The sequence below is a fragment of the Streptomyces sp. NPDC107517 genome, from assembly GCF_055582645.1.
The window spans coordinates 441,949-464,203 of the sequence record NZ_JBVJPM010000001.1; the positions used below are offsets into that span (position 1 = coordinate 441,949).

20 protein-coding genes are annotated in these 22,255 nt (G+C 70.7%); 12 read left to right on the forward strand and 8 right to left on the reverse strand.

Going from position 1 to position 22,255, the window contains the following annotated elements; translation table 11 throughout:
• Positions 1 to 64: 64 nt before the first annotated feature.
• Positions 65 to 1,852 (forward strand): glyoxylate carboligase, encoded by a 1,788-nt coding sequence (gene gcl / locus ACZ67T_RS01845; RefSeq protein ID WP_469981013.1) that lies wholly within the window; start codon positions 65 to 67, stop codon positions 1,850 to 1,852.
• A gap of 155 nt (positions 1,853 to 2,007) precedes the next feature.
• The gene (locus ACZ67T_RS01850; protein WP_469981015.1) at positions 2,008 to 2,778 is read left to right on the forward strand and encodes a hypothetical protein; all 771 of its coding nucleotides are present in this window, start codon (positions 2,008 to 2,010) and stop codon (positions 2,776 to 2,778) included.
• 445 nt (positions 2,779 to 3,223) lie between these two features.
• Here ACZ67T_RS01850 and ACZ67T_RS01855 read toward each other — a convergent pair whose 3' ends face one another.
• The 3 genes from ACZ67T_RS01855 to ACZ67T_RS01865 all read right to left on the reverse strand — a co-directional run bounded on the left by ACZ67T_RS01855 (position 3,224) and on the right by ACZ67T_RS01865 (position 6,715).
• Positions 3,224 to 4,681, reverse strand: coding sequence for a catalase (locus ACZ67T_RS01855; RefSeq protein WP_469981017.1), 1,458 nt, complete (start codon positions 4,679 to 4,681; stop codon positions 3,224 to 3,226).
• A gap of 205 nt (positions 4,682 to 4,886) precedes the next feature.
• Positions 4,887 to 5,801 carry a 2-hydroxy-3-oxopropionate reductase gene (locus tag ACZ67T_RS01860; protein WP_469981018.1) on the reverse strand — a complete coding sequence of 305 codons (915 nt, stop codon included), beginning with the start codon at positions 5,799 to 5,801 and terminating at the stop codon, positions 4,887 to 4,889.
• Between the two features lie 56 nt (positions 5,802 to 5,857).
• Positions 5,858 to 6,715 (reverse strand): TIM barrel protein, encoded by an 858-nt coding sequence (locus ACZ67T_RS01865; RefSeq protein WP_469981019.1) that lies wholly within the window; start codon positions 6,713 to 6,715, stop codon positions 5,858 to 5,860.
• 160 nt (positions 6,716 to 6,875) lie between these two features.
• On the opposite strand from ACZ67T_RS01865, the gene ACZ67T_RS01870 reads away from it, so the two are divergent.
• From ACZ67T_RS01870 to ACZ67T_RS01905, 8 genes are all read left to right on the forward strand, one after another.
• Positions 6,876 to 7,127 carry a YkoF family thiamine-binding protein gene (locus tag ACZ67T_RS01870; RefSeq protein WP_383081287.1) on the forward strand — a complete coding sequence of 84 codons (252 nt, stop codon included), beginning with the start codon at positions 6,876 to 6,878 and terminating at the stop codon, positions 7,125 to 7,127.
• A complete protein-coding gene (locus ACZ67T_RS01875) occupies positions 7,124 to 7,501 on the forward strand; it encodes a helix-turn-helix domain-containing protein (RefSeq protein ID WP_469981020.1) in 378 nt (125 codons plus the stop codon). Before ACZ67T_RS01870 ends, ACZ67T_RS01875 begins: the two co-directional genes overlap by 4 nt.
• 171 nt (positions 7,502 to 7,672) lie before the next feature.
• Positions 7,673 to 8,188 (forward strand): 2-oxo-4-hydroxy-4-carboxy-5-ureidoimidazoline decarboxylase, encoded by a 516-nt coding sequence (gene uraD / locus ACZ67T_RS01880; protein WP_469981360.1) that lies wholly within the window; start codon positions 7,673 to 7,675, stop codon positions 8,186 to 8,188.
• Positions 8,188 to 8,577, forward strand: coding sequence for a hydroxyisourate hydrolase (gene uraH, locus ACZ67T_RS01885; RefSeq protein WP_116508306.1), 390 nt, complete (start codon positions 8,188 to 8,190; stop codon positions 8,575 to 8,577). The genes uraD and uraH overlap by 1 nt, the downstream gene beginning before the upstream one ends.
• A gap of 5 nt (positions 8,578 to 8,582) precedes the next feature.
• On the forward strand, positions 8,583 to 9,515 hold the full coding sequence (pucL, locus tag ACZ67T_RS01890; protein ID WP_266558451.1) for a factor-independent urate hydroxylase: 933 nt from the start codon (positions 8,583 to 8,585) through the stop codon (positions 9,513 to 9,515).
• Positions 9,516 to 9,582: 67 nt separating this feature from the next.
• Complete coding sequence (locus ACZ67T_RS01895) at positions 9,583 to 10,983, forward strand: nucleobase:cation symporter-2 family protein (RefSeq protein ID WP_469981021.1); 1,401 nt, start codon at positions 9,583 to 9,585, stop codon at positions 10,981 to 10,983.
• A 43-nt stretch (positions 10,984 to 11,026) separates the two neighbouring features.
• Positions 11,027 to 12,415 (forward strand): 8-oxoguanine deaminase, encoded by a 1,389-nt coding sequence (locus ACZ67T_RS01900; RefSeq protein ID WP_469981022.1) that lies wholly within the window; start codon positions 11,027 to 11,029, stop codon positions 12,413 to 12,415.
• Between the two features lie 345 nt (positions 12,416 to 12,760).
• On the forward strand, positions 12,761 to 14,137 hold the full coding sequence (locus ACZ67T_RS01905; protein WP_469981361.1) for a nucleobase:cation symporter-2 family protein: 1,377 nt from the start codon (positions 12,761 to 12,763) through the stop codon (positions 14,135 to 14,137).
• A 258-nt stretch (positions 14,138 to 14,395) separates the two neighbouring features.
• Here the strand turns inward: ACZ67T_RS01905 and ACZ67T_RS01910 are convergent, their stop codons facing one another.
• Positions 14,396 to 15,220, reverse strand: coding sequence for a chitosanase (locus ACZ67T_RS01910; RefSeq protein ID WP_469981023.1), 825 nt, complete (start codon positions 15,218 to 15,220; stop codon positions 14,396 to 14,398).
• Positions 15,221 to 15,414: 194 nt separating this feature from the next.
• Positions 15,415 to 16,302, reverse strand: coding sequence for a helix-turn-helix domain-containing protein (locus tag ACZ67T_RS01915; protein WP_469981362.1), 888 nt, complete (start codon positions 16,300 to 16,302; stop codon positions 15,415 to 15,417).
• A 102-nt stretch (positions 16,303 to 16,404) separates the two neighbouring features.
• Here ACZ67T_RS01915 and ACZ67T_RS01920 point away from each other — a divergent pair, with 102 nt between their 5' ends.
• A complete protein-coding gene (locus ACZ67T_RS01920; RefSeq protein WP_469981024.1) occupies positions 16,405 to 17,259 on the forward strand; it encodes an NAD(P)H-binding protein in 855 nt (284 codons plus the stop codon).
• A 44-nt stretch (positions 17,260 to 17,303) separates the two neighbouring features.
• Here ACZ67T_RS01920 and ACZ67T_RS01925 read toward each other — a convergent pair whose 3' ends face one another.
• From ACZ67T_RS01925 to ACZ67T_RS01935, 3 genes are all read right to left on the reverse strand, one after another.
• Positions 17,304 to 17,726, reverse strand: coding sequence for an acyl-CoA thioesterase (locus tag ACZ67T_RS01925; protein WP_469981363.1), 423 nt, complete (start codon positions 17,724 to 17,726; stop codon positions 17,304 to 17,306).
• Positions 17,727 to 17,832: 106 nt separating this feature from the next.
• A complete protein-coding gene (locus ACZ67T_RS01930) occupies positions 17,833 to 18,471 on the reverse strand; it encodes a hypothetical protein (protein WP_469981025.1) in 639 nt (212 codons plus the stop codon).
• Positions 18,472 to 18,562: 91 nt separating this feature from the next.
• Positions 18,563 to 19,156 carry a histidine phosphatase family protein gene (locus ACZ67T_RS01935; protein WP_469981026.1) on the reverse strand — a complete coding sequence of 198 codons (594 nt, stop codon included), beginning with the start codon at positions 19,154 to 19,156 and terminating at the stop codon, positions 18,563 to 18,565.
• A 222-nt stretch (positions 19,157 to 19,378) separates the two neighbouring features.
• On the opposite strand from ACZ67T_RS01935, the gene ACZ67T_RS01940 reads away from it, so the two are divergent.
• Positions 19,379 to 22,243, forward strand: coding sequence for a DEAD/DEAH box helicase (locus tag ACZ67T_RS01940; RefSeq protein WP_469981027.1), 2,865 nt, complete (start codon positions 19,379 to 19,381; stop codon positions 22,241 to 22,243).
• Positions 22,244 to 22,255 lie beyond the last annotated feature (12 nt).

The window sequence follows — 22,255 nt, forward strand, 5'->3', positions numbered from 1 at the left end:
ACTCACAGCTCGCCGCGGGGGCGCGACGGGAGCGCGAATCCGACAGCCGAAGCAGGAGAACTCAATGGCTCGTATGACCGCTGCCAGCGCGGCAGTTGAGATCCTCAAGCGCGAAGGCGTCACGAACGCGTTCGGCGTGCCGGGTGCCGCCATCAACCCCTTCTACAAGTCCCTCAAGGAGGTCGGCGGCATCAGCCACACGCTGGCCCGCCACGTCGAGGGCGCCTCGCACATGGCCGAGGGCTACACGCGTACGAACCCGGGCAACATCGGGGTCTGCATCGGCACCTCGGGCCCGGCCGGCACCGACATGATCACCGGCCTGTACTCGGCCACCGGTGACTCCATCCCGATCCTGTGCATCACGGGCCAGGCGCCCAGCCACCTCCTGCACAAGGAGGACTTCCAGGCCGTCGACATCGCATCGATCGCGAAGCCCGTCACCAAGATGGCCGTCACGGTCCTCGAAGCGGCCCAGGTGCCCGGCGTCTTCCAGCAGGCGTTCCACCTGATGCGCTCCGGCCGTCCGGGCCCGGTCCTCATCGACCTGCCGATCGACGTCCAGCAGACCGAGATCGACTTCGACCCGGAGACGTACGAGCCGCTGCCCGTCTACAAGCCGGCCGCGACCCGTGCCCAGATCGAGAAGGCGATCTCCTTCCTCCTGGAGTCCGAGCGCCCCCTGATCGTCGCCGGCGGCGGCATCATCAACGCGGACGCCTCCGACCTCCTGGTCGAGTTCGCCGAGCTCACCGACACGCCGGTCGTCCCGACCCTCATGGGCTGGGGCACCATCCCGGACGACCACGACCTGAACGCGGGCATGGTCGGCCAGCAGACGGGCCACCGCTACGGCAACGCCACGTTCCTGGAGTCGGACTTCGTCCTCGGTATCGGCAACCGCTGGGCCAACCGTCACACCGGCTACAAGCTGGACGTGTACCGCGAGGGCCGCAAGTTCGTCCACGTCGACATCGAGCCGACCCAGATCGGCAAGATCTTCGCCCCGGACTACGGGATCGCCTCCGACGCCAAGGCCGCGCTCGAACTGTTCGTCGAGGTCGCGCGCGAGCTCAAGGCCGCGGGCAAGCTCCCCGACCGTTCCGCGTGGGTCGCCTCCCACCTGGAGCGCAAGGGCACGCTGCACCGCCGTACGCACTTCGACAACGTGCCGATGAAGCCCCAGCGCGTCTACGAGGAGATGAACAAGGCGTTCGGGCCCGACACCCGCTACGTCACCACCATCGGCCTCTCCCAGATCGCCGGCGCGCAGATGCTGCACGTCTACAAGCCGCGCCACTGGATCAACTGCGGCCAGGCGGGCCCGCTCGGCTGGACCATCCCGGCCGCGCTCGGTGTCGCCACCGCCGACCCGGACACCCAGGTCGTCGCGCTCTCCGGCGACTACGACTTCCAGTTCATGATCGAGGAGCTGGCGGTCGGCGCGCAGCACCGCATCCCGTACGTCCACGTCCTGGTCAACAACGCCTACCTGGGCCTGATCCGCCAGGCGCAGATCGGTCTCGACATCAACTTCCAGGTCAACCTGGAGTTCGAGAACCAGAACAGCCCCGAGCTCGGCGTCTACGGCGTCGACCACGTCAAGGTCGCCGAGGGCCTCGGCTGCAAGGCGATCCGCGTCACCGAGCCGGACCAGCTCCTGCCGGCCTTCGAGGAGGCCAAGAAGCTCGCCGCGCAGTACCGCGTGCCGGTCGTCGTCGAGGCGATCCTGGAGCGCATCACGAACATCTCGATGAGCCCGACGGCCGACATCAGCGCCGTCAAGGAGTTCGAGGAGCTCGCCACCGAGCCCGGCCACGCGCCGACCGCGATCCGGCCGCTCACCGCCTGATCAGACGCCTGCCGGTCCGACCGGGGGCGGTCCACCCGATGGGGGGTGGGCCGCCCTTTCGGCATGTCACCGGAACCTGCGTATGACACCCTGCCGACACCCGCCCGCTGCCCGGTGTCGACCGGCCTGCCGTCCTGGAAGGCGACGATCCGGTCATGGAACGACGTAGATTCGCCGCGGGCATCGCGGCAGCGGCCGCCGCCCCCGCTCTGCTCGGCGCGGCCCCCGCCCCCTCGTACGGCGACGACCGGCTGAGGAGGGCCATGCGGGCCGCGCTCGGCGACGAACTCGACGACCGGGCCGCCGCCCGCGCCGTCGAGCCCCACATCCACGACATCGGCTTCGACTGGCACCCGCCGACGGCTGCCCTGGGCCGGATCGACTTCCTCGTCGCGTACGGCTTCGGGAACCGGCCGCCGGCCGGTGGCGGCGACCCCACGAAGGTCATGTACGAGCCGGGCCCGGTCAACGAGGAGCTGGCGGACACCGTCGCCCGTGTGCGCGCCCGCAGGGACGTACCGGTGTACGCGCAGTGGGAGATCGCGCGCTTCCTGAAGTCCAAGTACCGCATGACCGGCGTGACATCGATCGAGCCGGTCGTCGCGCCGGACGGCACCCTCACGTACCTGAGCACGGACGGCGTTGCCGCCCAGGTCGTGGCGGCCCGCAAGAAGCTGCCGGAGGGCATCGGCACGGCGGGCGTCATCGGCTTCCGCGACCACGTCAAGCGCTGCGTGCAGACCACGAACGACCGCGGCATGACGGCGTACGCGCCCGCCGGCTTCGAGATGCCCGGCACGTACGACCCCGAGTCCGGCCAGGCCTGGACGCGGCGGCGCGACCTGTATCTGGTGCACGACATGACGGCGCAGTGGACGGTGCTGCGCGAGAAGCTGATCGCACAGGCGGGCAGCGGCAACTCCTGAGCACCGTCGGCCGAGCGACGCGGGGACAACGCAAGAACGCCGAGTACGGGACCGTCCGTACTCGGCGTTCTGTGCTTCCCCCGAAGCTCGCCTCTCCTGAAATGAGCATTCCCCGAAGAGGGCTTTCCCCGAAGGGAGTTGGTGCCGCCCGAAGGCACGCGACTGGCGGAACATGCATGCGTGCCGCCGGGCGGATTCCGTGGTGTGGCCGGTACCGCGGCGGCCTGGGATGAACCCCGGCGGCTGCCCTCCCCTCAGGTCGAGAAGGGGCCGTCAGGATCTTGACCACCGCACTGGCTCGCAGAGCCGCCGCGGACCGTGCCTGTCCGCCTGGGGCGGACCGCCCGCGTCGCCGTGTGACCACCCCTCATCCGGGTCTGCACAGTGGCGCGGGCATTGCGCCCAGGGCCCGACCTCCCGTCGGACCCCGGACGCAGCTCGGGTGCTAGTCCTCGCGCAGGGCGCGGACCGCTTCCTCCACGCGCCTGCCGTACTCGGCGTCGGCGGCGTGGAAGTGAGCCAGGTTCTTCTCGATCACGTCGTCGCGGGAAACCTGCGAGAGGCCGCCGGCGATGTTGGCGATCAGACGGGACTTCTCGTCGTCCGACATCAGGCGGAACAGCTCGCCCGCCTGGAAGAAGTCGTCGTCCTTGGTGTGGGCGGGCGCCTCGTGCGTGCCGGTGTAGCCGGCGACGGCGAGCGGGGCCGACAGCGGGCGGCCGGTCTCGGCGGGCCCGTCGTACGAGTTGGGCTCGTAGTTCTTGCGGTCACGGCCGTAGGCGTTGGACGCCATCAGGCCGTCGCGGCCGTAGTTGTCGGCGCTGGTCGCCTTGGGGGCGTTCACCGCGAGCTGGGTGTGGTTGACGCCGAGGCGGTAGCGGTGCGCGTCCGCGTAGGCGAACAGGCGGCCCTGGAGCATCTTGTCCGGGGAGGGGCCGATGCCGGGCACGAAGTTGTTCGGGGAGAACGCGGCCTGCTCGACCTCGGCGAAGACGTTGTCCGGGTTGCGGTCGAGGACCAGACGGCCCACGCGCTGCAGCGGGTAGTCCTTGTGCGGCCACACCTTCGTGAGGTCGAAGGGGTTGAAGCGGTAGTCGTCCGCCTCGGCGACCGGCATGAGCTGCACGTACAGGGTCCAGGACGGGTTGACGCCGCGCTCGATGGCCTGGAGCAGGTCCGTCTGGTGCGAGTTGGGGTCCTTGCCCGCGATCTCGGCGGCCTGCTCGCCGGAGAGGGAGCGGATGCCCTGGTTCGTCTTGAAGTGGTACTTGACGAAGAAGGCCTCGCCCTCGGCGTTCGTCCACTGGTAGGTGTGCGAGCCGTAGCCGTTCATGTGGCGGTACGAGGCCGGGATGCCGCGGTCGCCCATGAGCCAGGTGATCTGGTGCGTGGCCTCGGGGGCGTGCGCCCAGAAGTCCCAGACGTTGTCCGCCTCCTGCTTGCCCGTGAAGGGGTCGCGCTTCTGGGAGTGGATGAAGTCGGGGAACTTGATCGGGTCCTTGATGAAGAACACCGGGGTGTTGTTGCCGACGAGGTCGTAGTTGCCCTCTTCGGTGTAGAACTTCAGCGCGAAGCCGCGCGGGTCGCGGACCGCGTCCGCGCCGCCGAGGTTGTCCGCGACGGTGGAGAAGCGGATGAACGTCTCGGTGCGCTTGCCGACCGTGTTGAGGAAGTCGGCGTGGGTGAAGCCGGTGACGTCGTCCGTCACCTCGAAGTAGCCGTACGCGCCGGAACCGCGCGCGTGGACGACACGCTCCGGGATGCGCTCGCGGTTGAAGCGAGCGAGCTTCTCGAGGAGGTGCTGGTCCTGGAGGAGAAGCGGGCCACCGACGCCGGCGGTGGCGGAATTCTGGTTGTCGGCGACAGGAGCGCCGGACTCGGTCGTGAGCACACGCTTCGACATGGTGGCGAGGGTGACCTTCCGTACGGAACTGCTGGGACTGCTGACGGTGAACCGGAGCGTAAGAGGCTCTGAACAGCTACGTCAACAGTTTGTTGAAGTTATGGTCAACAGTTTGTTGAAGTGAAGGGCATGGTTCCGGGCCGTGGCGACGCCTGGGCGCGACAGGACAGGTGTCAGCGCCGCCACGGCCCGGAAGTGCGGGGGGTCAGACCTGCTGACCGGAGAGGCGCTCGACGCCGCGCAGCAGCGCGGAGTGGTCGAGGCCGCCGTCGCCCTGGGCGCGCAGGGAGGCGACGAGCTGGGCGACCACACCGCCGACGGGCAGGGCGGCGCCCACGTTGCGGGCGGCGTCGGTGACGATGCCCATGTCCTTGTGGTGCAGGTCGATCCGGAAGCCGGGCTTGAAGTCCCGGTTCAGGAAGTTGTCCTTCTTGCGGGTCAGGACGGTCGAGCCGGCCAGGCCGCCGTTGAGGACGTCGAGCGCGGCCGTCAGGTCCACGCCGGACTTCTCCAGGAAGACCACGGCCTCGGCGCACGCCTGGATGTTCACGGCGACGATCAGCTGGTTGGCGGCCTTCACGGTCTGGCCCGAGCCGTGCGGACCGCACAGCACGATGGTCTTGCCGAGGGCGTCGAGGAGCGGCTTGGCCTCGTCGAAGTCGGCCTGCTCGCCGCCGACCATGATCGACAGGACGGCCTCGATCGCGCCGGCCTCGCCACCGGAGACGGGGGCGTCGATGACGCGGATGCCCTTGTCCTTGGCGGCCTTCGCGAGGTCCACGGAGGTCTGCGGGGTGATCGACGACATGTCGATGATCAGGGCGCCGGACTTCGCGTTCTCGAGGATGCCGTTCTCGCCGTAGGCGATGGCCTCGACCTGCGGAGAGGCGGGCACCATCGTGACGATGACGTCGGCGTCCTTGACGGCCTCGGCGATCGAGCCGGCCGCGGTGCCGCCGGCGGCCGCGAGCCGCTCCAGCTTGTCCTGCTCGAGGGTGAAGCCGGTCACCGAGTAACCAGCCTTGATCAGGTTCTCGGACATGGGGGAGCCCATGATGCCGAGTCCGATCCACGCAATCGCCGGGCGGGCCGGGTGGGAAGAAGCGGCGAGGTTGCTCATGAGGGTGCCTCTCTAACTGCGGTCGTACGTAGGTGAGTTGGCGCGCGTCGCGATGCTCAGCGCGCGGCGCGGGCCGCCGCGGGCAGCCAGTCGAAGGCCTCGGCGCTCGGCTTGTCGCCGGGCTTGTACTCCAGGCCGACATAGCCCTCGTAGCCCGTCTTCGCCAGCTGGTCGAGCAGCTCGTCGAGCGGCAGCGAACCGGTGCCGGGGGCGCCGCGGCCCGGGTTGTCGGCGATCTGCACATGGCCGGTCTTCGCGGCGTACTGCTCGATCACCGCGGGCAGGTCCTCGCCGTTCATCGACAGGTGGTACAGGTCCATCAGGAACTTGGCGTTGCCGAGGCCCGTGGCCGCGTTCACCTTGTCCACGATCTCGATCGCCCTGGGGGCGCTCACGATCGGGCACAGCGGCGACTCGGGCTTGTTCAGCGCCTCGATCAGGAGGATCGCGCCGACGCAGTCGGCGGCGCGGGCCGCGAGCACCAGGTTCTCCAGGGCGAGCTCGTCCTGGACCGCCGGGTCCACGCCGTCGACGCGGTTGCCGTACAGCGCGTTGAGCGCCTTGCAGCCGAGGGAGAGGGCGAAGTCCGCCGCGATGTCGATGTTCGCGCGGAACTTGTCGCTCTCCTCGCCGGGGACGGACAGGGCGCCGCGGTCGGGGCCCGGCAGCTGTCCGGCGTAGAAGTTGAGTCCGGTGAGCTGTACGCCCGCGTCCTCGATCGCCTTCTTGAGGGCGTCGAGCTCGGACCGCTCGGGGGTGGGGGCGTCGACCCAGGGCCACCACAGCTCGACCGCGGTGAAGCCCGCCGCGGCGGCGGCCGCGGGGCGCTCCAGGAGCGGGAGTTCCGTGAAGAGGATCGACAGGTTGACGTTGAAGCGCTGGGCTGCGCGTGTGTCCTCTGAGAAGCCTGGCATGGGGGTCGGCGCTCCCTTCCGTATCGAGATCCGTACGGCACTCGGTGTCGAGTTCCGTATAGCGGAAGTTCGTTTCTGCTTGATGGAAGACTGCCGGGGATGCTTCGCTCTTGTCAAGAGGGGCTGCCGGAAAAACCGGTCGCGGCAGTAGGTTGAGCCCGTGCGATTGAGAGTGGAGTTCACGACCGAGCCCTTCGACCTGGACGAGGCGCCGCCCCATGCGGTCGTCGCCCGCGACGTCATCCAGAAGGCCGAACTGGACGCGGTGGATGTCGGACCCTTCGGCAACACCGCCGAGGGGGACGCGGACGCCGTGCTCGGTGCGGTGGACGCGCTGCTGCGCCAGGCCCTGGCGGCCGGCGCCACCCGCGTCTCGCTCCAGGTCAATGTGATGGGGGAGGGCGATAAGTGACCGCTACAGGAGACGTCCCCTTCGTCACCGCGGTGAAGCCGCTGGTGGACGCCATGGGGGGCGAGATGCTGCCGCCGCAGGAGGCGGGCAAGGACGACGTCGTCCTGCACTGGGAGGGCCGCGAGGTCATCGCCGTACGGCTGCCCCAGCTGGCCGACTCCCTGGATCACATCCTGGTGGCCATGGAGCGCGCGCAGGGCATGCCCCTGTCGGCCCTCGACCGCAAGGCCAAGCAGGAGGTCGTACGGATACTGGAGGCACGCGGTGCCTTCTCCGTGCGGCACGGAGTGGAGACCGTGGCCGGTGCGCTCGGCGTGAGCCGCTTCACCGTCTACAACTACCTGAACAGGGAAAACGCCGCCAAGGGGGAGTAGCCTCCGCAGTACCACGCCAAGGTGTCGAACCAGCCGCCGTCCGGATACCGGGCGGCGGTTTTTGTAACTCCGAGTTTTCAACAAAGTGTTGACGTGGTGTTTCGGAGGGCGTTAGCTATCCGCAGCCCGTCCAGCTCAAGGCCACGGAGGCTTCCCGTGACTTCACGTCCGATGCCGGGGCTTTCCCGGTTCAACGCACTTCAGGAGAACGCGGCCGGTGCCGCGCTCCACGAGGTGTGTGCCAGCTCGGCGTGGGGGAGCAAGCTCCTCGCCCGGCGCCCCTTCACCACCGCGGAGGAACTCTTCGCCGCGAGCGACGCCGCCATGGCCGAGCTCAGCGCCGAAGATCTCGCCGAGGCGATGGCGGGGCACCCCCCGATCGGCCGCCCGAAGCCGGGCGACCCGACCTCGTCCCGCGAGCAGCGGGGCATGGCCGGCGCCTCCGAGGAGCTCAAGGCCGAGATGCTCGAACTGAACCTGGCCTACCAGGACCGGTTCGGTCATGTCTTCCTGATCTGCGCCACCGGGGCGACCGGCGAGCAGATGCGCGACGCGATGAAGGCCAGGATCGGGAACGACGCCGGTACGGAGCGCGAGATCGTGCGCACCGAACTGGGGAAGATCAACCGTATCCGCCTGACCCGCCTCGCCGAAGAAGACGTAGAAGTGGAAGAGGACAAGGACTGATGAGCACCGCGACCACCGCGTCGGTGTCGACGCACATTCTCGACACCAGCATCGGACGCCCCGCCGAGGGCGTCGCCATCTCGCTCGCCGCCCGCTCGGGCAGCGACGCCGAGTGGGTGACGCTCGGCGGCTCCGCGACCGACGCGGACGGGCGCTGCAAGGACCTGCCGGCGCTGCCGGAGGGCACCACCCACGTACGGCTCGACTTCGCCGTCGAGACGTACTTCGAAAAGAAGCAAGCCGAGGCGCAGCAGGACGCCCCCCGCGTAAGGGACAGCGGTGCGTTCTTCCCGGAGGTGGCGATCACGTTCGCCGTCAAGCCGGGCGAGCACTATCACGTACCGCTGCTGCTCAACCCGTTCGGCTACTCCGTTTACCGAGGGAGCTAGCAGACATGCCCACGATTCTCGGCCAGAACCAGTACGGCAAAGCAGAGAACCGCGTCGTCAAGATCACGCGGGACGGCGACACCCACCACATCAAGGACCTGAACGTCTCCGTCGCCCTCTCCGGCGACCTCGACGACGTCCACTACAACGGCTCGAACGCCAACTGCCTTCCGACGGACACGACGAAGAACACCTGCTTCGCGTTCGCCAAGGAACACGGCATCGAGTCGGCCGAGCAGTACGGCATCCACCTCGCCCGGCACTTCGTGGACAGCCAGCCGTCCATCCACCGCGCGCGCATCCGCATCGAGGAGTACTCCTGGGAGCGCATCGCCGGCTCCGACGGCAACTCCAAGTTCATCGGCGCCGACGAGGTCAAGCACTCCTTCGTCCGCAAGGGCCAGGAGACGCGCCTCGCGCAGATCACGTACGACGGCGAGAAGTTCGAAGTCCTGTCCGGGCTCAAGGACCTGACCGTGATGAACTCCACGAACTCCGAGTTCTGGGGCTACATCAAGGACAAGTACACGACGCTCCAGGAGGACTACGACCGCATCCTCGCCACGTCCCTGTCGACGTGGTGGCGGCACAACTGGACGTCCGACGAGCAGCGCATGCCGCAGTGGGAGAAGTCCTACGAGCAGTCCAAGAAGCACATCCTCCAGGCGTTCGTGGAGACGTACTCGCTCTCCCTCCAGCAGACGCTGTACCAAATGGGTTCGCGGGTCATCAACAACCGCAGCGAGATCGACGAGATCCGCTTCTCCGCGCCCAACAAGCACCACTTCCGGCAGGACCTCTCCGCCTTCGGTCTGGAGAACGACGCCAAGGACGGCGCCGTGTACTACGCGGCCGACCGCCCCTACGGCCTGATCGAGGCCACCATCCTGCGCGACGGCTGCGAGCCGCACATCCCGGTCGACATGACCAACCTCTGACGCGGGGCGCGCACCCCCCGCCCGCAGTCGGGCGGGGGGTGCGCCACACCGGAGGGAACAGCTAGCTATGGCAACGCCTGCAAAGAGGCCGGCAGAAGGCCCTTGTTCCACCCCACCGGCCGGACCAGAGGTCCACCCGGTGGACGAAAAGCTCCACCCCTCGCGGCTCGTCCCCGCCGCTCTCCAGCACATCGCCGCGATGTACGCGGGCGTGGTCACGCCCCCGCTCATCATCGGTCAGGCCGTCCGTCTCGACACGGCGGGCCAGACCCGGCTCATCGCCGCCAGCCTGCTCATCGCGGGCGTGGCCACCCTCCTGCAGACCCTCGGCGTCAAGGGCCTCGTCGGCAACCGGCTGCCCTTCGTCAACGCCGCCTCCTCGGCCGGCATCGCACCGATGCTCGCCATCGCCGAGACCAACGCCCGGGGCGACCAACTCCCCGCCATCTACGGTGCGGTGATGGTCGCCGGAGTCTTCTGTCTCGCGATCGGCCCGTTCTTCGGCAGGCTCCTGCGCTTCTTCCCGCCGCTCGTCACGGGCGTCGTCATCACCCTCATCGGGGTGACCCTGATGCCTGTCCCGGTCGCCTGGGCGCAGGGCGGCGACAAGACGGCCGCCGACTTCGGCGACATGAAGTACCTGGCACTCGCCGCCTTCACGCTGGTCGTCATCCTGATGATCCAGCGCTTCGGCCGCGGCTTCGTCAAGCAGGTCGCCCTGCTGCTGGGCCTGTTGATCGGCACGGTGGCCGCGATCCCGTTCGGCATGGCGGACTTCGGCGCCCTCAAGTCGGCGCCGGTCGCCGCGCTGCCCACACCCTTCGCGTTCGGCACCCCCGAGTTCCAGCCCGCCGCGATCCTCTCGCTCTGCCTGGTGATGCTCGTCCTGATGACGGAGTCCAGCGCCGGAATGCTCGCCATCGGCGAGATCTGCGACCGAGAGACCAGCGGCAGGACCATCACCCGCGGCCTGCGCACCGACGGCCTCGCCACTCTCCTCGGCCCCGTCTTCGGCGGCTTCCCCACCTCGGCCTTCGCCCAGAACGTCGGCGTCGTCTCGCTGACCAAGGTGCGCAGCCGCTACGTCGTCGCCGCCGCCGGAGGCGCGCTCCTGGTCCTCGGCGCCTTCCCGGTGCTCGGCGCGGTGGTCTCCACGGTGCCGATGCCGGTCCTCGGCGGCGCGGGCATCGTCCTCTTCGGCTCCATCGCCGTCAGCGGCATCCGTACGCTGTCGGAGGCCGGCCTCGACGACAGCTCGAACATCATTCTGGTCGCCGTCTCGCTCGGCGCGGGCATCATCCCGCTCGCCGCGCCCACCTTCTACGCCGATTTCCCGGCCTGGGCACAGACCGTGCTCGGCTCCGGCATCAGCGCGGGCGCCCTGGTGGCCGTAGCGCTGAACCTGTTCTTTCACCATCTCGGCACCCGCGGCCGCGCCACCGCCGCCGCGGCACTCAAATCCTCCTAGGGTCCTGCCGTGCCCACTCGCCCTCACCCATGAAGGAAGCACCATGGCACCTTCGGCAGCCCCTTCCCGCATCGTCATCGAGAACGCGGCCATTGCGACCGTCGACGCCCACGACACCGAGTACGCCTCGGGCTACGTGGTCGTCGCCGACAACAAGATCGAGTCCATCGGTGCCGGTCGGGCCCCCGCGGGCCTGGAGAACGTCGTGCGCCGCGTCGACGGCACCGGCCACCTCGTCACGCCCGGCCTGATCAACACGCACCACCACTTCTACCAGTGGATCACCCGCGGCCTCGCCACGGACCACAACCTGTTCAACTGGCTGGTCGCGCTGTACCCGACGTGGGCGCGCATCGACGAGCAGATGGCCCGTGTCGCCGCGCAGGGCTCCCTGGCGATGATGGCCCGTGGCGGTGTGACCACCGCGATGGACCACCACTACGTGTACCCGAAGGGCTCCGGCGACCTGTCCGGCGCGATCATCGGCGCCGCCTCCGACATGGGCGTCCGCTTCACGCTGGCCCGTGGCTCCATGGACCGCTCCGAGAAGGACGGCGGCCTGCCGCCGGACTTCGCGGTCGAGACCCTCGAAGGCGCGCTCGCGGCCACCGAGGAGACCGTCGACAAGCACCACGACGCCTCCTTCGGCGCGATGACCCAGGTGGCCGTCGCCCCCTGCTCGCCGTTCTCCGTGTCCACCGAACTCATGAAGCAGGGCGCCGAGCTGGCGCGCCGCCTCGGGGTACGCCTGCACACCCACGGCAGCGAGACGGTCGAGGAGGAGAAGTTCTGCCACGAGCTCTTCGGCATGGGCCCGACCGACTACTTCGAGTCGACGGGCTGGCTCGGTGAGGACGTGTGGATGGCGCACTGCGTCCACATGAACGACTCGGACATCGCCGCCTTCGCCCGTACGGGCACGGGTGTCGCGCACTGCCCGTCGTCCAACGCCCGTCTGGCGGCCGGAATCGCCCGCGTCCCGGACATGCTCAAGGCCGGCGTCCCCGTTGGTCTCGGCGTCGACGGCACCGCGTCCAACGAGTCGGGCGAGCTGCACACCGAGCTGCGCAACGCCCTGCTCATCAACCGTCTCGGAGCCCACCGCGAGGCCGCCCTGAACGCCCGTCAGGCGCTCCGGCTCGGCACCGCCGGCGGCGCCCGGGTCCTGGGCCGCGCCGCCGAGATCGGCTCCCTGGAGGCGGGCAAGCTCGCCGACCTGGTCCTGTGGAAGATCGACGGCATCGGGCACTCCTCGATCGCCGACCCGGTCACCGCCATCGTCTTCGGCGCGGCGGCCCCGGTCACGCTCTCCCTCGTCAACGGGAAGCCGGTCGTCGAGGACGGACGCCTGCTGCACGCCGACGAGGACGCCATCGCCCGCGATGCGCGTCAGGAGGCACAGCGCCTCGCGCGGATCACCGCCGAGGCCTGACAACCCTAGAACTCCGGTCGGGGGGGACGGCCCCCGACCGGACTTGAGCTGCCGAGCGGGCTGCTCAAGTGCCGCCCCGGATCGTGGCCCAACACTTCACGATCCCGGGGCGGTCAGCACTACCTGGGCGCAGTACCCACAACCGAATACCGGCAAGTCCTTGCACGTCGTACCACCTCCCAGAAGCGAGTGCCGCCCAGGCACTGGAAAACAACCGGAGGAGCCGCTGTGGCCATCAAGCCCAGGTTCACCAAGCAAGGCACCACCCCCGAGGAGATATCCGAGGGGCACACCGAACATCCGGCGGGCAAGCACCCGGTGGACGAGAAGCTGCCGCCGCTGAAGATGGCGACGACCGGCCTCCAGCACGTCGCCGCCATGTACGCGGGCGTCGTCGCGCCGCCGCTCATCGTGGGCGCCGCCGTAGGCCTGTCGCCCAAGGAACTCACCTTCCTGACCGGCGCCTGCCTGTTCACCGCGGGACTCGCGACGTTCCTCCAGACGCTCGGCATCTGGAAGATCGGCGCCCGTCTGCCGTTCGTCAACGGCGTCACCTTCGCCGGTGTCGCCCCCATGATCGCCGTCGTCAACTCGACCGACGACAAGAAGGACGCGCTGCCCGTCATCTTCGGGGCGGTCATCGTCGCCGGCGTTCTCGGCTTCGTCGCCGCCCCCTTCTTCAGCAAGCTCGTGCGCTTCTTCCCGCCGGTCGTGACCGGCACGGTCATCACCCTCATCGGCGTCTCGCTGATGCCCGTCGCGTTCGGCTGGGCCCAGGGCCCCAACCCCGCGGCGAAGGACTACGGTTCGACGACCTATCTCACGCTCGCGGGCATCACCCTCGTCATCGTGCTGCTGCTGCGCCGGTTCACCACGGGCTTCGTCAAGCAGATCGCCGTACTCCTCGGCCTGATCATCGGCACCCTCGTCGCGATCCCCTTCGGCGTCACGGACTTCAGCCCGATCGGCGACGCGGACGTCATCGGCTTCCCGACGCCGTTCCACTTCGGTGCCCCGCAGTTCGCCGCCGCGGCGATCGTCTCCCTGTGCGTCGTCATGGTCGTCTCGATGACGGAGTCCACGGCCGACATGCTGGCGCTCGGTGAGATCGTGGAGCGTCCCGCCGACGAGAAGACCATCGCGGCCGGTCTGCGGGCCGACACGCTCGGCTCGGCGCTCAGCCCGTTGTTCAACGGCTTCATGTGCAGCGCGTTCGCCCAGAACATCGGCCTCGTCGCGATGACGAGGATCCGCAGCCGGTACGTCGTCGCCACGGGCGGCGGATTCCTCGTCCTGATGGGCCTGTGCCCGATGGCGGCCTCGCTGATCGCGGTCGTGCCGCGGCCCGTTCTCGGCGGCGCGGGCGTCGTGCTCTTCGGCTCGGTCGCGGCGAGCGGCATCCAGACCCTGGTCAAGGCGAACCTGGAGCGGGACAACAACGTTCTGATCGTGGCCGTCTCGCTGGCCGTCGGGCTCATCCCGATCGCGGCGCCGGAGTTCTACCACGCGTTCCCGGAGACCGCGAAGATCATCTTGGATTCGGGCATCTCCACGGGCTGTGTGGCCGCGGTGATCCTCAACCTGCTCTTCAACCACCTCGGCCGCGGCGGCGAGGCGGACGACGTGACGGCCCCGATGGAACCGGGCGGTGAGATCGCCTCGACGCGTACGGTCGCCGGGTCCTCGGCGTCGGCAGGGTCTTCCGCGGCAGGGGTGCACTGACGCGCCGGGCGTGACGCCGTCGGCCGCAGGGCGGAAGTCGCCGTGCAGTTGAACCGATCGCCGGTCCCGTGTGAGCCACGGGGCGACGGGACCGGTCCTCGTCCTCGGTTCGGGTATCCCGACGCGTCCCGGAAGTCAGCCTGAACCTCCTCGTCAACCACCCCGGCAGGAAGGGGGTGGAGGGGCCGTTCCGCGTACCCGCAAGCGGCGCGCCCGGCTCGCACGAAGGCCGAACGCGCCGCCTGGGGAAGGGAGTTGTCAGCCGATGTGGTAGCTGTCCCCGTACACCTTCCAGTCGAGCGGCGGGTCCAGGTTCAGATTGCCGTTCCTGAGGAAGACGCGCTGCGCGGTGTCGACGCGGCTCGTGTCGCTGTGCGCCTCCTCCTGCTTCATGGCCCACACCCGGGCGTCGAGGAACGCGTTCAGGTACGCGACCTCGTCGCCGCCCTGCGCCGGCGGCTCGGCCTGGGCGAGAGCGCGCTTGCGGATGTTGCGGAAGCTCGTCGCGTCGTCGCCGTCGCCGTGCATCACGATGGCGTCGTAGTACGCGAACTGGCCGAGCGTGCCGATGCCGTCCGCCTTGCCCTGTGAGACCGCCGGGTTGAAGTACACGCGGTCGCGCTCGTCGTTCTGGGCCTGCTGGAACGCGGAGTCCTCGGCCGCCTTCTCCCAGTCGCGCGGGTAATCGGGGTCGAGGCCGTCGTGCGAGTCGGTGCCGTCCACCTCGCGCAGGGCGGGCAGGTACTTCGCGAGGACGTTGCCCGGCTTGCGCTGCGTGTACAGCTCCACGAGGTCGAGCATGTCGCCGGTGCCGGAACAGAAGCCGATGATCCCGGCGGTGTAGCCGCGGCCGTCGCCGATGTCCTCGATGTAGCCGTACTGGGCCTTCCAGTCGAGCGAGGAGTTCTCCGCGCTCGACACCAGCTTCATGGCGATCTCCTTCTTCGCCGGGTCGTCGAGCCCGCTCGCGGTGACGGGCGTGGCCGTCGCGAGCTGGGTCGTGAGGAGCGGGGCCGCGACGACCGAGGCGCCGATCAGGGCGAGCAGGGTGCGGCGCGACGTGCGTATGTGGGGGGTGTGCACGGGACCTCCATGGGGGAGCTCGTTCTTCCGCGAACTGTTAGGAAGGTTTCCTACCAGAGAATCCGGGTGACGTATACCCGTCAAACGGAGGGGAGTGGGGGTGTGGAGCGGGGGCGAGGTGCTCGCGCAGGCCGTTCCTGCACGTGAACGGCGGTTCTGCGGGTGGAGAGGGGGTGGGTGAGGTGCCGGTGGGGTCAGCGGTCCGGGCCGCAGGGGCGCGGGGCCGGGAGGCGTCCCGTGACGAACGCCGTAGGCGGTACGCCGAGCAGTGCGCGGAACTCCGCCGTCATGTGCGACTGGTCGTAGTAACCGGTGGCGTGCGCGAGACCGGCCCACCGCGGGTTCCCCCCGGCGCCCGCGCCGGCGAGCACCTGGCGCACCCGGTCGATCCGCGCGAAGTGCTTGGGGGACAGGCCGACGCCGTCCGCGAAGAGGGTGCGCAACTGCCTTTCGCTCACGGCGAGTTGCCGGGCCACCTCGGTGACCGTCCCCGGCCGCTCGCGCCCCGGGGCCGTCGACAGCGCCTCTACCGCCGCCCGCACCAGGCCGTCGCGGGCGCGCTCGCCACGGTCGCGCGGCGTGAGGCCGTCCGGCAGCAGCTCCGTCATGCGCGCGAGTACGGCGTCCGGGTCCGGGGCGGGCCCGAGGTCCGCGAGTCCGCGCGCGAGCCGCCGGCCCGCGTCGCCCGGCAGCGACTCCAACGGCTCGGCGCGGCCGACGAGTTCGCGTGCGGACACCCCGAGCAGCGGGCGCGCGGCCCCCGGCCGGAACCGCAGCTGCAGACACATCGGGAGCCGCTTCTCCTCGTAGTACGAGGCCTTGGTGCGGGGACCGACGGCGACCACGTCGGTGCCGCCGTCCGGCAGCACACGGAACACCAGGCGCGTCGCCGCGTCCGGGACGTGGGTGATCGACCTTGTGCCGCCCTGCCCGAAGTCCGAAGAGCCGACGGAGCTGATCGAGTCGATCTCGGTGATCCAGGGCCGCAGTGCCCCGGGCGGCGCGAGAGGGGTGCCGTACCGCCCGGGGGTGCCGGTGTGGTCCGGCGCCCCCGCCTGTTCCGCCGTCCCGTCCCGCAACATGGTCACCTCTCCACGTTAACCGGGGGGTGCGCCGTCCGGGGGCCGCCGGCTGTGCCGGAATTTCCTAGCTGCGGCGGCCCGTTGACCGGCAGCGTTGCAGCCATGATCCTCATCACCGGTGCCACCGGCACCATCGGCAGTGAAGTGACCCGCCTCCTGGCCGCGCGTGGCGTCCGGCACCGCGCCCTGACCCGTGATCCGGAGCGTGCCGCGTTCGGCCCCGCCACCGAGGTCGTCCGAGGGGACCTCGACGACCCGGAGACCCTCGGCGCGGCGGTGGCCGGCGCGACGGCCGTCTTCATGGTGACCCTGCCCGGCTCCGGATCCGGGCCCGGCGCGCAGGACAAGGCCCTGCTGGACGCGGCGCGGGCGGCCGGCGTGCGCAGGGTCGTGAAGCTCTCGGCGATCGGCACGGGCGAGCCGGGCGCCGGACGTTTCGGGACGTGGCACGTCCCGGGCGAAGAGGCACTCCGGGCGGGCGACTTGGAGTGGACCGTACTGCGTCCCACGACGTTCGCGTCGAACTTCCTGTGGTCGGCACCGGAGATCCGGGCCGGGCGGCCCGTCCCCAACCAGTTCGCGGACGGTGCCCAGGGCGTGATCGACCCGCGCGACATCGCCGAGGCCGCCGTGGAGACCCTCCTCGCCGACGGGCACGCCGGCCGCGTCTACACCCTCACCGGACCCGAACTCCTCACCCTGCCCGACCAGGCGGCCGCCGTCGCCGCGGCGGTCGGGCACCCCGTCGAGACCGTAGAGGTGCCCCTGGAGTCCGCCCGCGACTACGTGCGTGCCGCGGGCATCGCCGAGGAGTCCGTGGACAGCGTCCTCGAAGGGTTCGCCTACGTCCGCGCCGGCCACAACGCGATCGTCACGGACGACGTCGAGAGGATCCTCGGACGCCCGCCCCGCACCTTCGCCATGTGGGCCGAAGAGCACAAGGGGGCGTTCGTCTGAGGCGGCGTTCGTCCAGGGCGGTGTTCGTCCAGGGCCGTCGGGAGTCAGAGGCCGAAGGCGCGTGGATCCGACGCGAGTGCCCGGAAGTACTCACGCGGATCCGCCACGAGCCTGCGCTCCTTGAGGTCCATCAGGCCGCCCGCACTCGTCAGTTCCGCCGCGAGCGTGCCGTCGGTCTTGCGTATCGACTGCTCGATCCGGAACGTCTTGCCCTCCGTCCACACGAACGTGCAGCTCACGTCCACCTCGTCGCCCGCGCGCAGCTCTCGGCGGTAGCGGATGGTCGTCTCCAGGGCGACCGGGCCGACCCCCTTCGCCAGCAGGTCGGCCTGCCGGATCCCGCCGTGCTGGAGCAGCACCCATCGCGCGTGCTCCGCGTACTGCAGATACACGCTCTGATTGAGGTGCCCCTGCGAGTCGGTCTCGTACCCGCGCACTTGGATGCGCACGGTGAACGGCTCGGCCACGATTTCCCCTTCGACGACTACTTCGACTACTTCGACTACTTCGGCCACCGCGGCCAGTACAGCGACTACGGCTTCTGCTTCGGGTGCTGCGTCTGCTGCCCGATCGTCATGATCTACGCGGTGACGCCAGCAAGTACCGCCCCCCGGTGCGGGGTTCGGCGTGCTCGCTGACCTGCCACCCTGCCCGCTCCAACGCGGTGGCGCAGCCCGCGATTCCGTCCGGCCCGCGCCCCCGTACGGCCACCGCCTCCGGCTGCGGTGTGCCGCCGACACGGTAGCCGTCCCCGGTGTCACCCTCCGCCGGACGGCAGCCGGCCGCCTCCAGGGCGAGGGCGGCGGCCTGCACCAGATGCCCGCGCTCCCAGGCGCACGGGCGGTCGGTGACGCCGCCCGGATTGGTCATCCGGCGCATCTCCACGAGCCCCTGCCAGGCACTGCGCACCTCGCGCGCCCGCGCCGGACTGCCCGGCACCGGCGCCTCTCCGCCCACCCGCGCCGCGAACGGGCCGCCGCCCGAAGGGTCCGGCGGCGGGGGCTGCCCGGCGCGCTCCGGTTCGTCCCCCGCCTCCCGTATCCGGTGTCCGGCCGGTGTCAGGAAGTGGTCGTGGGGAGGTCGCGGGTGCCGGAACGCGAGCTTCATCAGGACGAGGCGCGCGAGCTGGGCGTCACCGCCCTTCAGCCGCCCGGTGACCGGGTCGGCCTCGTCGACGATGCGCCGCTGCGCGGCGGACAGCGGCCTGGTCATGGCGCCCCCTGATTCCGTCCCTCGGCCGGTACGTGCTCCGTACGTTCCGATGGTGCAGCACGGGTCTGACAACGGCCGGTCCGGTGGCGTATCAGGGCCGCAGGTTCCACCCGGCGACGACCGGGCGGTTGTGTTCCGTGCTCAGCCTGCTGACCGTGCCCGTCGCCAGCAGGAAGTGCGCCCCGTCCGCCGGGGTCAGGCCCAGCCTGCGTGCCGTGAGGACCCGCAGGAAGTGGCCGTGGCCGACGAGGACGACGCTGCCCTCGTTCTCCGCGAGCGCGGCGTCCACCTTCGCGATCATGCGGTCGGCCCGCGCCCCCACCTCTTCGGGGCTCTCGCCGGGGTGCTCGGGAGGCCCTGGCGCGACCCCGTCCGTGAACAGGAACCAGTTGGGCCGGGTGCGCTGGATCTCGAGCGTCGTGACGCCCTCGTAGGCGCCGTAGTCCCACTCGCAGAGGTCGGCGTCGACCCGTACGTTCCCGAGCCCCGCGAGCTTCGCGGTCTCGTGCGCACGCACCATCGGGCTGGAGAAGACGGCACCGACGTGATAGCTGCCGACGAGCGGGGCGAGCTTACGGGCCTGCTCGCGGCCGTTCTCCGTCAGCGGGACGTCGGTCCAGCTCGTGTGCTGCCCGGACAGGGCCCACTCGGTCTCGCCGTGCCGGACCAGCAGCAGGTCACCCATGCGACTGTCCTGTTCTCTCCGAGGCTGCCGTCGGTCGGGCCCGGCGATCTTCCCGGACCCGTCGTTCGAACCGTACACGCGGTGCGGGAGGGACGCCCGGCCTCGGTTGTCAGACCCCGCCCGTAAGGTCGTAGACGTCGCCGCTCCCGCCGGACGAGGGCGACGCACGCCGTACCGATCAGGGCGTACCCATGCCGGCCGACCAGGGAAAGGAGCCCGGCCATGACGGAGCAGACCGACCACAGGGGCATCACCGTCGCCGCGGCCGCCGTGTTCCTTCCCGCGCCCCTGCCGCGCGAGAGCAGCGTCGCGTTCTGGCACCCGGACGGCACGGACCTGCCGGACGCCACCCCGCTCACCGTCGTCCGGCCGCACGGCGCGGGCGCCCGCACCCGGACCGTGCCCGCGGTCCGGCTGCCCGTCACCGACGCCCTGCCCCTGCTCGTCCGGGCCCGCCACACCCCTGGCGCCCACCCCGCCGCGGCCTGCTGGGGCGCCGCCGCCCTGCACGCCCTGCACCTCGTGGGCCGCGGCCGTCTCCTGCCCGGCCTCACCCCCTCCGACCACGACGCGTGGCGCGCGGGCCCCCTCGACGCGGAGGACATCGCACAGCTGCGCGCCATCGCCGCCGCCATGCCGTACGAGGCCCATGCCGTGCCCGTCGAGGGCTCGAAGCCGCTGCGGCTGCCCGAGCCGGAGGCCCTTGTGCGCGCGTTCCTCGACGCGGTCGCCGACTCCCTGCCGCGCAGCCCCGCCGCCCCCTTCGCGGCCGGGGCGCCCTTCGCCTCCTTCGCGCCGCAGCACCTGCCCCGCGCGCGTGCCTGGGCGGTCGAGGCGGCCGCCGGTATGGACGCGGGCGTACGAGTGTCCCTGCGCCTCGACCTCTCGAACTTCATGCTCTTCGACACGGACGCCGCCGTCGAGGCCACCGTCCCCGCCTCCGCCGGCGAGGACCGCCCGGGAGGCCCGGGCGCCGAGGAGCGGCGGCGGGCCGGGGCCGCCCTCGTACAGGTGCACAGCCTCGCCGACCCCACGCAGGTCGTCGACGCGGCGCGGCTCTGGGCCGGTGACGGCGACGCGCACTTCGGGCCGCGCGCCAGGATCGACGCCGTCCTCGCCCTGCGCCGCGCCGCCCGCGTCTGGCCCCCGCTCGGCCGCGTCCTGGAGCGTGACGTGCCCGACGTCCTCGCACTCTCCGAGGGCGAGCTGCTCGACCTGCTCGGCCCGGCCGCGGCCCGCCTCGCGGACGCGGGCGTCGAGGTCCACTGGCCCAGGGACCTGGCCCGCGCCCTCACCGCCACCGCCGTGGTGCGCGCCGCCGCGCCCGGCTCCGCCACCGACGGCACCCCGTTCTTCGACGGGGAGGAACTCCTCAAGTTCAACTGGCAGCTGGCGCTCGACGGCGACCCCCTCTCCGAGCGCGAGATGGACGAACTCGCCGAGTCCCACCGGCCCGTCGTCCGGCTGCGCGACCAGTGGGTCGTCGTCGACCCCGACCTCGTACGCAAGGCCCGCAAACGCGAGCTGGGGCTGCTCCAGCCCGTCGACGCCCTCGCCGTGGCCCTCACCGGCGAGGCCGACATCGACGGCGAGCGCGTCGAGGCCGTCCCCACGGGCGTCCTCGCCCACCTCCGCGACCGCCTCGTCGAAGGCCCCGCCGCCGTCACCCAGCCCGCGGGCCTGCACGCCACGCTCCGCGACTACCAGCTGCGGGGCCTGGCCTGGCTCGACCTCATGACCTCGCTCGGCCTCGGCGGCTGCCTCGCCGACGACATGGGCCTCGGCAAGACGGTCACCCTCATCGCGCTCCACCTGCGCAGGAACAAGGCGGCGCCCACCCTCGTCGTCTGCCCGGCGTCCCTCCTCGGGAACTGGCAGCGGGAGATCACCCGCTTCGCCCCCGGTGTCCCCGTCCGCCGCTTCCACGGCACGGACCGCACTCTCGCCGGCCTCGAGGGCGGCTTCGTCCTCACCACGTACGGCACCCTGCGCACCCGCGCCGCCGAACTGGCCGGGCACACCTGGGGCATGGTCGTCGCCGACGAGGCGCAGCACATCAAGAACCCCTTCTCCGCCACCGCCAAGGCGCTGCGCACGATCCCGTCGCCCGCCCGCGTCGCCCTCACCGGCACCCCCGTGGAGAACAACCTCTCCGAGCTGTGGGCCCTGCTCGACTGGACGACCCCCGGGCTGCTCGGCCCGCTCAAGTCCTTCCGCGCACGGCACGCGCGCGCCGTCGAGACCGGCGAGGACGCCGAGGCCGTCGAGCGCCTGGCCCGCCTCGTGCGGCCGTTCCTGCTCCGCCGCAAGAAGTCCGACCCCGGCATCGTCCCCGAGCTGCCGCCGAAGACCGAGTCGGACCACCCGGCCCCCCTCACCCGCGAACAGGCCTCGCTCTACGAGGCGGTCGTCCGCGAGGCGATGGCCGAGATCGAGGCCGCCGAAGGCATCGCACGCCGCGGTCTGATCATGAAGCTTCTGACGTCGCTCAAGCAGATCTGCAACCACCCGGCGCAGTTCCTCAAGGAGGCGGAAGGCCCCCGCGCCCGCCTCACCGGCCGCTCCGGCAAGCTCGCCCTGCTCGACGAACTCCTCGACACGATCCTCGCGGAGGACGGCTCCGTCCTCGTCTTCACGCAGTACGTGTCCATGGCCCGCCTCCTCGCGACCCATCTCGCCGCCCGTGCGATCCCCTCCCAACTCCTGCACGGCGGAACGCCCGTGGCCGAACGCGAGCGCATGGTCGACCGCTTCCAGTCCGGCGAGATCCCCGTCTTCCTGCTCTCCCTGAAGGCCGCAGGCACCGGCCTGAACCTCACCCGCGCGGGCCACGTCGTCCACTTCGACCGCTGGTGGAACCCGGCCGTCGAGGAGCAGGCCACCGACCGCGCCTACCGCATCGGCCAGACCCAGCCGGTCCAGGTCCACCGCCTCATCACCGAGGGCACGGTCGAGGACCGCATCGCCGAGATGCTCGCCGCCAAGAAGGCCCTCGCGGACGCCGTGCTCGGCTCCGGCGAAGCCGCCCTGACCGAGCTGACCGACCGGGAGCTCGCCGACCTCGTCTCCCTCAGGAGGACGGCATGACACGGAGGACGG

What these genes read in the sequence shown, in the direction of transcription:
- uraD (WP_469981360.1), top strand. Translation starts at nt 7,673, where the DNA reads ATGCCGGGGCTTTCCCGGTTCAACGCACTTCAGGAGAACGCGGCCGGT.
- uraH (WP_116508306.1), top strand. Translation starts at nt 8,188, where the DNA reads ATGAGCACCGCGACCACCGCGTCGGTGTCGACGCACATTCTCGACACC.
- ACZ67T_RS01905 (WP_469981361.1), top strand. Translation starts at nt 12,761, where the DNA reads ATGGCGACGACCGGCCTCCAGCACGTCGCCGCCATGTACGCGGGCGTC.
- ACZ67T_RS01940 (WP_469981027.1), top strand. Translation starts at nt 19,379, where the DNA reads ATGACGGAGCAGACCGACCACAGGGGCATCACCGTCGCCGCGGCCGCC.
- ACZ67T_RS01920 (WP_469981024.1), top strand. Translation starts at nt 16,405, where the DNA reads ATGATCCTCATCACCGGTGCCACCGGCACCATCGGCAGTGAAGTGACC.
- ACZ67T_RS01935 (WP_469981026.1), bottom strand. Translation starts at nt 19,156, where the DNA reads ATGGGTGACCTGCTGCTGGTCCGGCACGGCGAGACCGAGTGGGCCCTG.
- pucL (WP_266558451.1), top strand. Translation starts at nt 8,583, where the DNA reads ATGCCCACGATTCTCGGCCAGAACCAGTACGGCAAAGCAGAGAACCGC.
- ACZ67T_RS01855 (WP_469981017.1), bottom strand. Translation starts at nt 4,681, where the DNA reads ATGTCGAAGCGTGTGCTCACGACCGAGTCCGGCGCTCCTGTCGCCGAC.
- ACZ67T_RS01915 (WP_469981362.1), bottom strand. Translation starts at nt 16,302, where the DNA reads ATGTTGCGGGACGGGACGGCGGAACAGGCGGGGGCGCCGGACCACACC.
- ACZ67T_RS01850 (WP_469981015.1), top strand. Translation starts at nt 2,008, where the DNA reads ATGGAACGACGTAGATTCGCCGCGGGCATCGCGGCAGCGGCCGCCGCC.
- ACZ67T_RS01895 (WP_469981021.1), top strand. Translation starts at nt 9,583, where the DNA reads ATGGCAACGCCTGCAAAGAGGCCGGCAGAAGGCCCTTGTTCCACCCCA.
- ACZ67T_RS01860 (WP_469981018.1), bottom strand. Translation starts at nt 5,801, where the DNA reads ATGAGCAACCTCGCCGCTTCTTCCCACCCGGCCCGCCCGGCGATTGCG.
- ACZ67T_RS01865 (WP_469981019.1), bottom strand. Translation starts at nt 6,715, where the DNA reads ATGCCAGGCTTCTCAGAGGACACACGCGCAGCCCAGCGCTTCAACGTC.
- ACZ67T_RS01930 (WP_469981025.1), bottom strand. Translation starts at nt 18,471, where the DNA reads ATGACCAGGCCGCTGTCCGCCGCGCAGCGGCGCATCGTCGACGAGGCC.
- gcl (WP_469981013.1), top strand. Translation starts at nt 65, where the DNA reads ATGGCTCGTATGACCGCTGCCAGCGCGGCAGTTGAGATCCTCAAGCGC.
- ACZ67T_RS01900 (WP_469981022.1), top strand. Translation starts at nt 11,027, where the DNA reads ATGGCACCTTCGGCAGCCCCTTCCCGCATCGTCATCGAGAACGCGGCC.